Source organism: Caballeronia sp. LZ043, assembly GCF_031451075.1.
Lineage (GTDB): Bacteria > Pseudomonadota > Gammaproteobacteria > Burkholderiales > Burkholderiaceae > Caballeronia.
On the sequence record NZ_JARUXT010000003.1, the window covers coordinates 356815 to 372642 of the forward strand.

6 protein-coding genes are annotated in these 15828 nt (G+C 60.7%); 4 read left to right on the plus strand and 2 right to left on the minus strand.

Annotation, left to right across the window (positions count from 1 at the left end; translation table 11 throughout):
- Positions 1-109 precede the first annotated feature (109 nt).
- Complete coding sequence (locus QCE64_RS21860) at positions 110-8989, plus strand: hypothetical protein (RefSeq protein WP_310006200.1); 8880 nt, start codon at positions 110-112, stop codon at positions 8987-8989.
- Here the strand turns inward: QCE64_RS21860 and QCE64_RS21865 are convergent.
- Positions 8986-10035 carry an aldose epimerase family protein gene (locus QCE64_RS21865; RefSeq protein WP_310006202.1) on the minus strand — a complete coding sequence of 350 codons (1050 nt, stop codon included), beginning with the start codon at positions 10033-10035 and terminating at the stop codon, positions 8986-8988. The genes QCE64_RS21860 and QCE64_RS21865 overlap by 4 nt on opposite strands.
- Positions 10036-10047: 12 nt before the next feature.
- Entirely contained in the window at positions 10048-10722 is a 675-nt protein-coding gene (locus tag QCE64_RS21870) for an HAD family hydrolase (RefSeq protein ID WP_309923487.1), read from the minus strand.
- Positions 10723-10900: 178 nt separating this feature from the next.
- On the opposite strand from QCE64_RS21870, the gene QCE64_RS21875 reads away from it, so the two are divergent.
- The 3 genes from QCE64_RS21875 to QCE64_RS21885 all read left to right on the plus strand — a co-directional run bounded on the left by QCE64_RS21875 (position 10901) and on the right by QCE64_RS21885 (position 15826).
- Complete coding sequence (locus QCE64_RS21875; RefSeq protein ID WP_309923489.1) at positions 10901-12019, plus strand: 3-deoxy-7-phosphoheptulonate synthase; 1119 nt, start codon at positions 10901-10903, stop codon at positions 12017-12019.
- Between the two features lie 97 nt (positions 12020-12116).
- On the plus strand, positions 12117-13901 hold the full coding sequence (locus QCE64_RS21880) for a M85 family metallopeptidase (RefSeq protein ID WP_310006204.1): 1785 nt from the start codon (positions 12117-12119) through the stop codon (positions 13899-13901).
- Positions 13902-13963: 62 nt separating this feature from the next.
- Positions 13964-15826 carry a M85 family metallopeptidase gene (locus QCE64_RS21885; protein WP_310006207.1) on the plus strand — a complete coding sequence of 621 codons (1863 nt, stop codon included), beginning with the start codon at positions 13964-13966 and terminating at the stop codon, positions 15824-15826.
- The last annotated feature ends 2 nt before the right edge of the window (positions 15827-15828 follow it).

Consider the following 15828-nt stretch of genomic DNA (forward strand, 5'->3'; position numbering starts at 1 on the left):
CTCGATGATCCCATTCATCATGCACGGTGCGCGTCATGTGGAAAAGTTATCCGCATCCGGATTCGAACCACTCGGCTGAGCGCGTTTCATTGCAAGTGCGGGAGCATGGGTGGATCTGTATTTCGAAGATGAAGGTTTGAGGAATCGCCGGGCGTCATTATTCGACCGGCGCGTTCAACGTACGGGGTGGAGGGTCGAGCACGCCGGGCCGGATGTGATCGAAGAGTCCGAACAGGTTTCGCGAGGCGGGCAGGCCGGCCTCCAGCAGATGTTCGAACAAGTACTGGTTCGCGCCGTGCTGCAAGTGGCGGGGAGCGCCTTTCATCATGCGCTCGCTGCCAGACAGGCTTATGAGGATCTGGAAGCCATCTGGTCGAGTGCCGCACCGTGGGACGAGCAATTGATCCAGCTGGCCGATATGCTGCCGCGCTATGCGGAGTGGCTTCCCGGGTGCATGCAGTCGCGCATTACCGCGACTGCCGATAACCTCAAGGGTGCGATCGGCATCTGGCTATGCGCGAAGAATATCGGCGAGTCTCTGCGTCGCGTGGATGAGCGCGGCGGTTCATGGATGGACAAGCTGGACAGCTCTCTGCGTGCGCTGACGAGTTTCGAACGTCGTCTGCCGGCGCGGATGCAGCCCATGCTGGCCAGCCTGAAACGGATCATGCGTCACGCGGATGCCGTGCGCGAGTTATACGGGCGACTTCGCTCCGAAGAAGCCAACTCGAGCGGCAATCATGACGGGCACGGGCACGGGCACGGGCACGGGCGTGGCTGGGTCGGGCGGCTCGCACGCAGTCTTCCCTCCGAACTCTCGCGCATGCTTCTCGAAGACGCGGACTCGTCGGCGCTCATGCGCGAGGTCGCGCGGGCCTATGAGGCGTTCGAGGCGGCGCGTCGCGGTGCCTCCGTGAAAGAAGTCGTGGAGGCGCTGAAAGACTGGGCGGGCGCGAGACCAAGAGAGACGCTGGATTACCTCGATACCATCAGGCGTCACATCACTGCGTACGTTCGTGCATATGAAGCGATGAGCGCAATCATGAGCCGTCCCACGAGTTTGCGCGCGCGGCTGGAAGGATGCGCCGCCTATATCGCGGAAGAATGCTCTCCGGAGCTGAAGCATTTGCTTCCCGAGCGCGCGTTCCCGGCTATCGATCTTTTCGTTGGCTTGGCGCGGGGCTATGCCGCGGCGCGTGGCTTTCATGCATCGGCGATGGCCATTACCAAAGCCGACAGTCCCCTGGATGCAAAGCTGAATGGATTGATGCAAGCGATCGATCGATTTTCGGCGGCTGATCTGAAGCTACTTCCTCAAAGCGCGCGAGAGCTGATTCTGCAAGTGTCGCAAGTATTGCGCGTGACATCCGCGGGAGTTGCCGTCGGCCGCTCAGCGAATGCGCAGGAGACGATTCCGCGTTTGCGGGCGATTGTCGAGCAACTCAGGGCCTCGCTGCCGCATCTGCTCGACGTGCTTCCCGAAAGGTCCGGAGACTCGACCGAGTCCGTGGTGCGTGCACTGGACGTGATGGTACGACAGTTCGAAGCGCTTTCGCGTCTGCCTGCAAGCCCCGGATTCGAGGATGTCATGCAATCGTTTCTTCAGGATCAGGGCGCGACTTCCTGGCTGCCTGAATTCATGCAACCGCTGCTGCAAGTGGCGCGTCAATTGAGCGGACTGCTGCCGGCATGGAAAAGCTATCCGGATTCCGGATCGCTTGCCGACCAGCTGAGCTGGACGCTGGAAACGCTGCAGAGCGAGCATCTTACTGACGAGACCCTTGGACGGCTTCCTGTCGGCGTCGCCGGGATTGTTCGGCCCGGTCGCGTCGTGTTTCTTCGCATGACGCGCTTTCCCGTCTCGGCGCCACCGGTCGAGCAAGCGCAGTGGCTGATGTGGCAGCTTTCGGAGCCCGAACTGGGGCATCTGCTGGAGGCCGGCGGCCTGCCGGTGACGGAGTGGCGGAGGGCGTTCATCAGCGACGAACATGTGGGCGCCTGGTTCGACGCATTGCTCGAGCTCACGCAGTGCAAGTCGTGGACGGCCGCGGCGAACACTGTGTTCAATCTTGCATTGCTGAGTCATCTTCCGGCGGCAGCGCTCTCGACCCTGGAAGGTGCGCTGGCCTATGTCCCCTTTGGCACGCAGGCGAAGCAAATCCTGCACTGGGTGAAGAGCACTCAGATCGCAACGACCTGGAAGCAAACGGCGCGCAACTTCTTCAAAACCGTCGAGAAGGACGTCATGCACGATCCCGCTGCGGCATTCCGATGTCTTCCCGGCGCGACGTCCGCCGATCTCGCGCGAACCATGACGCTGGCGCAACGCCTGTCGATCTACGCCGATCACTGGGACTGGGCGGGCGTGCTGTGCGATCTCCGCGAGTCCTCGGAGTCGAAGGTGCTGTGCGATGCCTTGTTTGCCATGCGGCTTGCGTGGTCCTTCCAGGCGCTGGCCCGCGCGGATGTGGAGGAACGAAGCGAGCGACTGGAACAGCTCGAAACCGATGTGCGCAAGTTGCACATGCTGGGCTGGACCGGCATGAACACGCTAGTCCATCTGTTGCCACTATTGCCTGCGCTATGGGAACTGCGCGGACAGGTCCGGATTGAAACATCCGGAGCGCGGAACTGGTTCGACTGGACCGCTGCGATGATGCGTTCACTCGCGGACAGTGACACACCCGCCGTTCAGCGGCTGAGGACAAGAATCGAAGAGCAGACGGAGGCATGGGTTGCCGGTGCGCTTCAGGACGCCATCACATCGGTATTGGGCAAGGCCTGCGCCACGACCATCAGCGGTGAATCCAGTGGGGCAGTGCTGACGCCTCTTGCGGCGTGCTTTGCGCGTGATGTATCGCTTGCAGGCGTGGAGGAAGACAGCCAAGGCATCTTCCGGGTGGATGGACGCTGCTACGTTCAGTCCGACGGACACGCGTTCCCGGTGAAATGGGATTCGGAAGAGCGCGCGTTCTGCCTGATCGTGAACGAGCGAGCGGTGAATGAACATGGACGGCGGCCGCTTGCAAGGATGATGGATCGATGGTGGACAAGGCGTCGTGTGCGAGGGGGCAAGGGCGGCGGACCGGTTCTGATCCCGCAACTGGCCGAAGCGGACATCGACGCCTTGCAAGTGCCTGCGGATCCGGAAGACATCCTCGAGGCGCGCGGGATCGAATACTGGAATGAGGACAACCAGGTCAGGCTGCATGACTTCGTCATTGCGTCCGATGAACAGGACTTGTGCGCGCGCTGGAAACCCATCGTGGCGGGGGTGGCGGGCGGTTTGGGGCTGTTGGGCGTGATCGGGTACTTCTGTCATATGGCGATCGGCCGGAGGCGCTCAACGGTGTCCGGCGATCAGGACAAGGAGGTCAATGAACCCTTGGCCGAACCGGCGATACCGCTCCAGGATCTGACGGAAGTACGCCCAAGTGAGGCGTCGCAGGAATCGAGCGAGTTGCTCGACAAGCCGGCGGCAAGGCAGATAGTACCGGGCGATGTTGTAGCGGCTTCACGCGGCGCTCAGGTTGAGCGATGGCGGCCGACGAAAGCCGAGTTGATCGTGGGCGGGCTGATAGGGAGCATGTCGCTGGCTGCGGTGGGATGGGCGTCCCGTCAGGCGTGGCTCAGATATAGCCGGTCCGCCGGCGTTGTGGATGATGCGGTTCTGAGCGTCGCTCATCAGGCTGCTGCGCGTCAGATGGACATCGTCATCGATGTGCCGTTCGATGCCAGCGCGCTTCATTCGGGTCATGTGGTTTCCAGGCGGCAGGCAGCCCCTCTTGGAGCAGCCGCTCAGGAAGGTTCCATGGAATTTTGGGCCTTGCCGCGCTATTCAGAGGTGAGTGATCACCTGACGGCCGTGGTCCTGGAACGTTTCACCCAGTCGGCCCACTACAAACCCAGGCAGGGTGACTTCGCGACGAAGGAGGAAGACGGCATATATTGCAATGCGCAGCGAAGCCGCGCGTATATCTTCATTGCAGGTCGCTACTGGAGAATTCATCTCCAGACAGCTGAAGCTTCCAAGTATCTGGGCTTCGACTTTATCATCGGCAAAGTTTTCTCTTTGAATGACGCCGACAGAAACATTTTCGTCAAGAGAGAGAATAAAAAATGGACCCCGTTGCATGCTCCCACGAAGCCGGTGCCCGCCGTTGCGACAGAGAGCTATCTCGATCCGTCGGTGTCGAGAGCAATCAGGCGATGGTCCGTCGAAGAGGTGTTTCACTATCCCGATGAGGCTGCAGGCGTTGAAGGACGGCTATATACGCATTGGGGCGGCGCCTGTTACATTGCAATAGACGGAAAATATCGCTCCGCTACGGTGTTTCACCCCAATCTGTTGTGCGTCTTCGGCGGCGCAGGTGTTTCCACTGAACGGCTGTATCTCAAACGGAACCCGGCCAGCAAGATCTGGGAGATTGCAACGGTCGTCAGGCCGCAGCCCATGCCCAGAAAGTTCTCCGACGATCTGATAGCCCGAGCAAAGGCATTCCTGATCGGCAAACCTTCGGTGCCCAATCTGGTGCAGGACGAATCACCGGGCATGTATTACACCGTCGGTTCTCCAGATCAGAAGTTTCTGCTTCTTGACGGTCTTTACTACAAGTGCAAGAGAGTCGAGAAAGACTTGTTGAAGTATCCAGGAGGCAGCTATCGCGAGATATGGGAGATTCATGACATCGACGAGGCTCCCTATCGGGATCCAATTCATGCAGCACTGGACGAAAAAATGAATTGGCGGTCATTGATCCATAACGATCGTAATGAATTCTGGCTGGAGGATATCGAATACGTGTCCATCGCTTTGGCGGATCGTGTGACGGCTCAAGTCATGCCTGTAAGCATCAACTATCCGGCCGCTGCGTGGGCTCTTCTTCCAGGAAAATTCGAGTCCAAAAGTCGAGCCCCATTGTTGAGAATCAGGGGAAAACTCTACATCTGCGAGGCAGTCACGATTCCGTCCGAAGGCTTTTCCGAAAAAACCCTCCGTGAAACGGTCAAGATCGGCGATCAATACGCCAGTTTCAATAGCGCTTCTTGGGTGCCGCTGCAGAAAGACAAGCAGGGAAAATGGGTTCTGGAAGAGAGCAGTACAGCGGCATCCACGGCCGACAGCGGCTTCTTCTCGGTCAGCAAAGATGTGCGGGGCATCGTGGATTCATTCGACCCCGCCTATGCGTTCGCGGACGAAAAAACGGGCGCTGGCGTGGATGGAATGGTGTACGTCCACAATGATCAACTGTTTCTGAGCATGGATGGAATGTATTGGCCGTTTTCGCTTCTGGCACCTCACTTGGGCATCCTGTTTGGTGATGCCGAGCGAATCAGGATGTGCACGTTGGTCAAGTCCGGAGGAGAATGGACTTCGGTCTCCAGTGCTCCGCTGTTCGCAGCGTTGAGCGAGCTGTTCAAGACAGGCTCGTTCCAGGGACTGAATAGCTCTTTGAGTGGGCTACTGGGAAGAGACGGCTTTTCGACCTGGTCTCAGGTGCTCGATGCGCTTGACAATTCGGCAGATCACGAGATTCATGAAAGTTATCAAAACCCGGAAAGTGGGAACTTCAGGAAAGCACTGAAACTTAAATTTCAGACGGTATTTTTGAAGAGCATAACGGAACAGAAAAATAGCGGATTGAATTCGTCCAGATCCGCAGCCAGCGTCGACGCCAGCCGGCTATGGAACGAGAAGGGTATCAGCCAATATTGGACGCTCATCTCGCAAGAGCGAGAGGCGTTCGACGACATCGATTTCCGTCAAGCTTATCTGGTCCGCGGGTCGTCGACTGAAAAGCAAGCAGATCTCGAGAAAACGCGAGGGCAAAGAAATACGGTGGCGGTCCAGCTGAAGGCCGCCATCAAGGCGAAAGAACGTGCGGACGAGATGATGAAATACTTCCCGGACGGAAGGGCGCCATTGGAAGACATTTACTGGCAGAAAGAAGTCACAAGGCTTCAGGCGCGGCGCGACGGGTTCGACATCACTATCCTCGAACTCGAGGAGTGGCTGACCAGTTTCAAGGAGAATGTTTTTGCGGCTGGAGTCGCGATGGGGTGGGCGCGAGAGACTGCTGCATTAAAGACTCTGGAAGGTGCGACTGCGAGTTCCAGTCATTGGCTATACGGGTTGATGTATAGCGGCTTGTTGTCCGACCTGGTTTGGGAAATCGCTGCTCAGAGCAGCACTCATACAGCAGCACCGCAATTGGCGTTGCTCCAGGGCGCTCGTCTTTACCTCGAAACACAGTGGAGCATTCATCACAATTTCTCGGAGCTGGTGGCAAAGCTGGCCCGCTTTCCTGAGAGCAGATACTGGTTCAAGGCGAAGGGGGATTATCGCGACGTCTTGTCGGCGCAGAACTCGGTCAAGGCCCTGGCTGGCGATCTGCTCCCCACCAATGATGGTGTTGAGTCGGTCGCAAGCGCCCAGGTTCTGGCCGCTTTGGTCTATCACCTCGTCACTTCGAACAAGCGTGCGTCTTCAGTCAGTGCCGGCGCGATGGAAGGGATTGTTCTGAGATTCGAGCAGGCGAAGCGGGACATGAATTTTTGGCAGACCATTGGGCCCGCGCCCGAGCATTTCTTTTCGTTGTCGCAAATCAAGCCGAGTGCGCTGTGTGTCAGCGATACTGCTTACTACAACCAGTTCGCAGACTATGAGGACCTGGGCTTCCTGAAATACGAGGCTGCGTGGATCACCTCGTTGAAGATCATCGAGGCCAAAATGACCGTCGAAGAGATGTACGATGTGAAGCAGGTCTATCTGATATATGATCCGTTCCTTTATCTTCGTGAGGCCTATATAAAGCTGAGTAGTTCGGAGTGGATGGTGGTCAGGCTTTACGTTCCCTTCGGTTCGAGCGGGAAGGTTGAATTCTGTGAAAAGATCCCTCAAGAGCAATTAAAGACAAGAACTCTATGGTGGAAATACCTGCCCGTAAAAGTTAACGACGGAGAGTTCTGGTCCGGGGAAACGTTGCGTCTTCCGCCTCATCGGGGTGACACGAAGTGGTATTTCGGTGCGAAAAGGGAGAGAAAGCAACTAGCACCGGGAACGACAGTCTTCTCCGCGCTATTGACGATGGTTTGCGACACGCTCTCCGATACGGTAGACGTGCTGAAGGAAGACCTGTACACCATGTCAAAGGCGAAGGCGTCCGTGCCTCCCCTTCCGTTTTTCGAAGAAATCTACATGTGGTTAGTGGACCGTCATTATCGGCCTTCGTTCTTGCAGCTCGGCGTTGATGCGGTGATGACGGTGCTGGCACTCGTGCCCGGACTTGAGGAGCTGTTCGACGCGGGAGCCGAAGCGGCCGTCAAGATTGTGTCGCAAGGTGTTCGAAACGGCCTGACTGGTGCGGAGCTTCTCAGATACGCGGTGTATGAGGCAGGCGACGCAGCAGTGGACGGCGTCATCCAGGCGGGCAAGGCCCTCGGTATGATGATTCTCGACTTCCACAGCCCGGTCCCGTGGCGTACGTTACGTCCTGGGCCCGCTTTCAAAGCGGGTAATTTCGGTCGGGCAACAGTCTTGAAAGATCAGGAGCCGTTCTTCGGCGCGAGCGTCTACCTGCCCCAGGATACAGTCGATATCGTCTTCAAGAAAATAGACGACGAATTCAAGCTCACGGAGAGTCAACTTCCCGCAGGCAAGCTCGAAAGGGTTCATGCCGTGTACAACGGTTCTCAGGCGGAGCCCGTCGCCAGTGCCTCGACGAGCGCTGCGGCAGGCGTGTCTGCAAGCGCATCGACAAGCGCGGATACGAAACTCTGGAAGGTCGTGGGCAATGAGAACCTGAAGAATCTCTATCTGCTCGAGCAGAGTGGCAACCGCTATCTGCTGACATTCGACGGCGCGCGCAATCAATACCGTCTGGTGAACCCTGCTGCCCCGACGGAAGCCAGTGAATATCTCTATCACACGGATCGTGGATGGAGACAATCTCCGCCAAAAGCGCTCAAGGGATTTCCATACGAAACCAAGCCGATCCTGCATTTCGATACCCGCTTGACCAAGGAGCGCGGCAACGAAATGCGCGCCCTGATCCGCTCGAGCCGCGACGAAGGCCGCAGGGTACTCACGAGCGGGCTGGAAACATTGCACTCGCAGGAATCGGACGTCGACAAGGTACTCGATATCTTCATGGGCGGCCATTCACCTGAAATGAAGAAGGAGCTGACGACCAGAATCAACGCTTCGGTCATCGCGCTCGAACAGCTGAGACCGTCTACCGACGTCTCCTACGACCTCGGTGATCTGAGGGACAGCACCGCCGTCATGGGAACAATCGCCGGGCCCAACCGGGTGCCGCCGCGAGACATCGTCACGACGTCGTCGCAGTCAGTGAGACTCACGCCGGCGAAGAACGTCGGCGGCGAATCCGTCGTGCTGATGGTGGCGTACTCGACTGGCATGAAGATTTTCGAGAACCACTTGGCCGAGAGCTTCTCGGAGGGCATGGCGCTGACCATGGTTCATGAGAGTTTCCACGTGCACAGCAAGTGTCCCTTCGACTGGTATGCGAAGCTGGAGCAGGGTGGCATGGATGTGAACAACCTGATTTCCTATGCTGGCGGCCACCTGAAAGAGGCGGGAGCAGACGGGCAATTGAAGAATATCAGCATCGATACCTTGCTGTCGGACCACCGCTACGACAGCCGAGTCAAATTCACGCTCGCCTATGCACGCAATCCGCCGAACGTGAAAGACTCGGTCTACCGCTTCAAGACGGCTCAGGACGTGGAGAAGGCGTTCGAAAACAAGGAACTGGTTCGGGGCATTCTCAATGACACGTTGATGAACCTGTCGCCCAAGATGGCCTCGAATCCGGATAGCTTTGCCATTACAATGTACGCGCTGAAAAACCTTCGTTCCGATCCAATCAAGATGAAGGAGTTTATTCGAAGGTACGAGAGCTTGTTCAACACGGACAAGGCGGAATTCGAGTCCTTGAGCTGGCCTTTCATCCAGCGCCCCGTTTAGCGCACGCGCAAGGTATAGCGCGTGCGCTGGCGAAAGCTTTCACCGGGCCGGAGCACGGCGTCGCTTCTTGCCGGACCGTCCATATTGATGCCATCGGGAAACCCGCCGGCTTCGAGACACAATCCCGCATGTTTTCGGTAGCGCGCTCCGCCGCGCGCCGCTTCGCCTTCAAGATGATTGCCGGTATAGAGCTGCAATCCGCGCGCGTCCGTCGCGACCAGCAATTCGCGGCCGCTCGATGCGTCATACACCGTGGCCGCATCGCGGAAATCCTGCGACTTGCCGTCGTGCAGCACGTAGCAATGGTCGAAACCTCCGGCGAGTTTCACTTGCTCATTGGATTCATCGAGTCGCGCGCGAATCGATTGCGGCTGACGCCAATCAAACGCCGTGCCCGCCACGTCTTCGCGGGCAATCGGTATCGAGCCTGCGTCGATCGCGAAGTATGCGTCCGAAGCTATCGTGATCTCGTGATCGCGAATGTCGGCCTCCGGCGCCACGCTGCCGCTCAGATTGAAGTAAGCGTGATTCGTCAGATTGAGCGCGGTGGGCGCGTCGGTGCGCGCTTCGTAGTCGATGGATAACGTGCCGTGTGCATCGAGCGCATAGCGCACGCTCACGTCGAGATTGCCCGGAAAGCCCGCTGCCCCGGCGTCCGGATGCAAGCTCAGGATCAGTGCGGCGCCGTCGATGCGCGCCTGCCACATCTGCCGATGAAACCCCGCCGAGCCGCCATGCAGGTGATTCGCGCCTTCGTTGCGCTCGACCTGATAAGCGACACCGTCGATAACAAACCGCCCGTCGCGAATCCGGTTCGCCCATCGCCCGACGATCGCGCCCATGAAGGCCGTGCTGTTCAGGTAATCGTCGGGCGCATCGTGGCTGAGCAGCACATCGGCGAAATGGCCGTCGCGGTCGGGCGCGCGCCACGAGACCAGGGTCGCGCCGAGATCGCTGATGTCGATCTGCATGCCGCTTTCGTTACGCAACGTATAGAGCTGCACATCGCCCCAGGGGCGCATCGTGATGGAAGTCGAATGTGTCATGCAGCATGGACCTCAGGGACGCGCGGCGACTTCATCGAGATGCAGCAGCAGATCGGCGGGATCTTCATAGACGCGCAGAGCGCCCGAGCGTTCCAGTTCGTCGCTGCCATATCCGCCCGACAGCAAGCCCACGCCCAGCGAGCGGCAGCGACGCGCGGCGAGCATGTCCCAGATGCTGTCGCCGACCACGACGGTATTCTCGATCGGCACGTTCAGGCGCGCGGCCGCGGCGAGAAACAGATCCGGGTCCGGCTTCGCGTACTTCACCTGATCGCGCGTGACGACGACCTGCTTGGACGGATCCACGCCCAGCGCTTCGAGGTTGAGCTGGGCGGTTTCCATGCGTCCGCTCGTCGCGATGGCCCAGCGCGTGCCAGCCTGCGTCAGCGCATCGAGCAGTTCGCGCGCCCCCGGCAGCGGGCAGACCTGCGCGCGCAGCCGCTGGTAAGCCGCCGCATGCAGTTGACGCAGCCGCTCGACTCGGTCCGGACTTATCGTGCCATGAGTCTCGCGCAATAGCTGGTTCGTGAACAACCCGCCGCTCATGCCGATCTTGCGATGAATGCGCCACACCGACAACTCGATGCCTTCCGCATCGAGCGCTTCCTTCCACGCCAGCACATGCTGATAGACGCTGTCGACCAGCGTGCCGTCCAGATCGAACAGGAAAGAGGTTTCGATACGCATGTTCTGCTCCTTGTGAATGGATCCGTTCTTGCCATCATACGCATTGTTGCAGGACGGACCGCGCGACAGGCCTGGCGTGGATGCGATAATGGATGTTTGCGCCGCAAGGCCACCCACGCGCGGATTCTTCGCGTGAGATAGCATTTTTTTGCATTGATAACGCATGACGGAGCCCATCTTGACCCGCATCGACAATCCCTCCCGCGATCAGGAGGCAGGCGTGGCCGACTCCACGCAAGACACGACCCGCATCGACGACACGCGCATCGGCGCCGTGCGTCCGCTGATTTCCCCCGCGTTGCTGCTCGACGAACTGCCCGTGACGCCCGGCGTGCAGACGCTGGTGGAAGAATGCCGCGCGGGGATCGCCCGGATTCTCCACGGCCAGGACGACAGGCTCGTGGTCGTCGTCGGGCCGTGTTCCATTCACGATCACGATCAGGCCATGGAATACGCGCGTCGCCTGAAGACGGTCGCCGGGAAGCTGCGCGACGATCTGCTCATCGTGATGCGGGTGTACTTCGAAAAGCCGCGCACCACGGTGGGCTGGAAAGGCTATATCAACGATCCGCGCCTCGACGGCAGCTTCCGCATCAACGAAGGCCTGCGCCGCGCGCGTGAACTTCTGCTCGACATCAGCGAGCTCGGCCTGCCCACCGCCACCGAGTTCCTCGACTTGCTGAGCCCGCAGTACATCGCGGATCTGATCGCGTGGGGCGCCATCGGCGCACGTACGACGGAATCGCAAAGTCATCGGCAACTGGCGTCGGGTTTGAGCTGTCCCATCGGCTTCAAGAACGGCACCGACGGCGGCGTGCAGGTGGCGGCGGACGCCATCGTCGCGGCGCGCGCCAGTCACGCGTTCATGGGCATGACCAAGATGGGCATGGCCGCGATCTTCGAAACGCGCGGCAACGACGACTGCCACGTGATCCTGCGCGGCGGCAAGAACGGCCCGAACTACGACGCGCAAGGCGTCGGCGAAGCGTGCGCGTCGCTGGCGAAGCTGGGTCAGCGCGAGCAGGTCATGATCGACTGCTCGCATGCCAACTCGAACAAGTCGCATCTGCGCCAGGTGGATGTCGCTCAGGACATCGCGCGCCAGCTCGAAGCGGGCGAGCGGCGCATCACCGGCGTGATGATCGAGAGCCATCTGGAAGAGGGCCGTCAGGACCTGAAGCCGGGCGTGCCGCTCAGGCATGGCGTATCGATCACCGATGCCTGCCTCGGCTGGACGCAAAGCGAGCCGGTGCTGGAACTGCTCGCGGAGGCCGTGCGGAAGCGGCGGGCGCGCTGATGCCCGCAGGCCGGGCGATATTCCGCTAGCACCCGAGGGGAGGCGGAAGGCGGCACGATTGCCTTGCAATCACCCGCCTTCATCCGGACACCTCCCCATGCTCGTTTCCAGCGCCACCTCGAGCAACGCCGCCTTCACGACAGAAGGTGATGATTCGTCGAACGCCGAATCGGCGGATCTCGCGCAACCGGCCGAAGGCGCTTCATCGACTTCTTCCGGTGAGGTTGACCTCCCTCGTTCGGAGATGTCGACCCAGTCGCAGATCGCTCCCGACGAATCCGCCCCGACGCGCGTCAAACGGGACGACTCCAGCGAAGACTCCGACGACGAACCGCTTGCCGCCGCCGATGCCTATGCCGACCATGTTGTGAAGCTTGGTCAGGAGCAACCACTGAGCGCGACGGAGCTGAACGAAGCGCGCTGGAGCGCGGTGCGTTCCGTGCAGGCCAGTCACAGCATGCTGGCCGATTCGCAGACCGCAGACGCCATCGGCAACACGATACTGGATGCGCTGAACCGGTCGCCGACCTTCCAGTCCATGGTGAGCTACGGTCAGCGTCATGGCGGCGAGCGGCTAGGCGACCTCGACTACCGCAACGAGTACGACTACCGTCTCGGGTTCCACGGCGAGGAACGCACGATTCACACCATGACGGCTGATTACCTGCGAAGACAATCTTCCACGGACATGCCGCTGGAAGTCGACGTCAGCGCCCATTCACGGGACGAGTATCAGCCGCCGTGGGTCAATGTCGGCGTGGTGCCGAATGCAGGTTCTCCGCTCATGGATACCTGGCGCCTGGGGTTGATACACGAACTCGCGCATCAGTTAACCGACTCGGAAGATCCTTCGACGGACTCGTCGGAAGACCGCATGGGTCCGACCGAGATCCTCGCCTACCGGGTGGCGGACGAGCTGGGCTGGCACCCGCCGCGGTTCGAAAGCTATGGCTCGGAGGATCGAACAAGTTACTTCGAGCATCTCGAACGCGCCGCTCTGATCGACGCGGCAGAGCGCAATGCGCCTCACGCCCGGGCCTTCTTCGAACGGCTTGAGGTACTCAGCGAACGCAGCCATGGCAGCCCCGACTTCCATGAACTCGAAGAGCCGGCGGCGGGGGCCGCCGCGTCCGATCACACGTATTTCCAGCCGGAGCCTGCCGGCACGTCCGCGAGCAATTTGAGCGCCGTCGGGATGATTCCCGAAGCGGCGGCGCCGCACAACGTGACCCAGCCGTTGCCCGAGCAGCCGCCGAGCGAGGACCTCACCCACGTGCAGTTCTATCAGGGCGAGCCGTTTCTGTTCCGCTTCGCGCAGAGCACGCCGCTGGGCCCGCCAACAGGCTTCGCGAGCGCATGGGCAGCATCGAGCGCCAGTTGGGACACGCAGGGCCGCTTCTTTCGCTATGGCAAGCCGGTGGATGGCAATCCGCACGTGCGCCAGTTCGATTTCGACGACGGCAGCAAGGTCGTCATCTCCGCACACCAGCCTCAACTGGCCAATAGCGACGGCACCAACTTCGAGAAGGGCGCGATAGGCGTGGGTGCGGCGGTCCTCGGCGCGGTGGCCGGCGGCGTGGCGGGCGGCCCGGCGGGGGCAGTGGCGGGTGGGTCGATCGGCGCGGCCGTGGGCGCCGCGGCGGCGGCCAAGGTTCCGTATGACCGGATCTGGCAGCCGTATGACATCAACTACTACTACAAGGGCGCCGCGAGTCCTTTCTACAGCCAGTACATGTACCCGTGGGACAGCAACCCGGATCGCGTCAAGCTGCTAACGCAGTTGGCCGACCCGAACCTTTACCCCGACTACGCCGACAGCGACCCCGATGATCAGTGGCGTTTCTGGCGGTGGCGCTCGGGTGATACGCCGCAGAGAACCTGACAGGGCGATGGCCGGAATGGGCCGAGCGTGTTTATCGATGAATGTCGAGCAGGAGTGAGTTCATGTTCGTTTCCGGAGCCAGTACCAGTGCCACGTCCAGCAATGCCGCTCCCACGGCGGATGACGACCAACCGGCGTCTCCCGCTCCGGCGAACCCGCAGCCTGCCGACAACGTCGAATCGTCGGAATCGTCAGAATCGTCGCAGCGATCCCAGCCATCCCCGCCCGGCGATTCACTCGCTTCCGCCGGAGACGGCGAAGCGCCGAAGCCCCCCGGCCAGACGGATTCCTCTTCGTCATGGGTGCCGACCCAAGCCCAACTGCCCTCCGCCGACGTGGACCTGGCGCGCGTGAAGCGCGAGGACCCCGATCCACCGGCGGCCTCGTCCGACGCCTACGCCGATTACGTGGTCGAAAAAGGCCATGCAAGCCCGTTGAGCGATGCTGAACTCAATGATGCGCGGTGGGGCGCGATACGCGCAGTGCAGAACAGCCACAGCAGGCTGATCGATACGCAGACGGCCGACATGATCGGCAACACCATGCTGGACGCTCTGGACCGGTCGGAGACATTCCGCGACATGGTGAGTTTCGGTCTGCATCAGGGCGGCGAGCGGATCGGGGACATCGGATTCCGGAACCGCTATTACCACACGCCGCAGTTCCGGGGCGATTTCCGCAACATCCGCGAGATGACGTCGATGTATCTACGGCTCAACCCCGCGACAAACATGCCGCTCTCGCTCTACACCAGTGCCCAGCCCAGAACGCCCGAGCAGCCGCCGTACGTGAACATCAGCGCCGCGCCGAGTGAGAATTCGACGTACCTGGATGCGTGGCGGGTCGGCCTGGTCCATGAGATCGCTCATCTGACGACGAACTCGCGCGACCCTGACCCGGATGCGCCGCAGACGAGCCTGGGCCCGACCGAGCTGCTCGCGCAGCGGGTGGCAAGGGAGATGGGCTGGCAGACGACGAACTTCACCAGCTATGGTGACAACGCGCGCAGCTACTATCACCAGCAGGTCCAGCGCGCCGCGCTGATCGATGCCGCCGAACGCAATGGGGCGCATGCGCGGGCTTTTTTCGAACGCCTCGATGTGCTCGCCGGGAATCAGGATGCGAGTCCCGACTTTCACGAACTGGGCCAGCCGTGGCCAGGGACCGCCGTCCCGGACCACACGTACTTTCAGCCGGAGCCTGCCGGCGGATCCGCGGGCAATGCGAGTTCCGCCGGGATGATTCCCGACGCCGCGGCGCCGCACAATGTGACTCAGCCGTTACCGGAGCAGCGGCCGAACGAGGACCTTTCGCGCGTGGAGTTCAGTCATGGCGAGCCGTTTCTCTTCCGCTTCGCCGATAGCGCGCCGCTGGGCCCGCCCATGGGCTATCGAAACGCATGGGCGGCATCGAGCGCCAGTTGGGACACGCAGGGCCGCTTCTTTCGCTATGGCAAGCCGGTGGACGGCAATCCGCACACACGGCAATTCGATTTTGACGACGGCAGCAAGGTCGTTATCTGGGCGTACGAGCCTCAACTGGCCGCCAGCGACGCCACCAACTTCACGAAGGGTGCGATAGGCGTTGGCGCGACGGTCGTGGGCGCCGTGGCCGGTGGATTGTCGGCCGGGCCGGTGGGGATAGGGACGGGTGGATCGATCGGCGCGGCCGTGGGCGCCGCGGCGGCGGCCAAGGTTCCTGACGACCGGATCTGGCAGCCCTACTGGATGAATTACTACTACCCGGGCGCGACCAGCCCTTTCTACCGCTCGTACATGTACGCCTGGGACAATGACTCAAAACGCGTGAACCTGCTGGCGAGGCAGGCCAACGCGAACCTTTATCCTGACTATGCGGACAGTGCTCCCGACAATAACTGGAGCTTTTGGCGATGGCGTTCGGGCAGTACGCCGCTGCGTACCTGACT

What these genes read in the sequence shown, in the direction of transcription:
- QCE64_RS21870 (WP_309923487.1), bottom strand. Translation starts at nt 10,722, where the DNA reads ATGCGTATCGAAACCTCTTTCCTGTTCGATCTGGACGGCACGCTGGTC.
- QCE64_RS21885 (WP_310006207.1), top strand. Translation starts at nt 13,964, where the DNA reads ATGTTCGTTTCCGGAGCCAGTACCAGTGCCACGTCCAGCAATGCCGCT.
- QCE64_RS21880 (WP_310006204.1), top strand. Translation starts at nt 12,117, where the DNA reads ATGCTCGTTTCCAGCGCCACCTCGAGCAACGCCGCCTTCACGACAGAA.
- QCE64_RS21865 (WP_310006202.1), bottom strand. Translation starts at nt 10,035, where the DNA reads ATGACACATTCGACTTCCATCACGATGCGCCCCTGGGGCGATGTGCAG.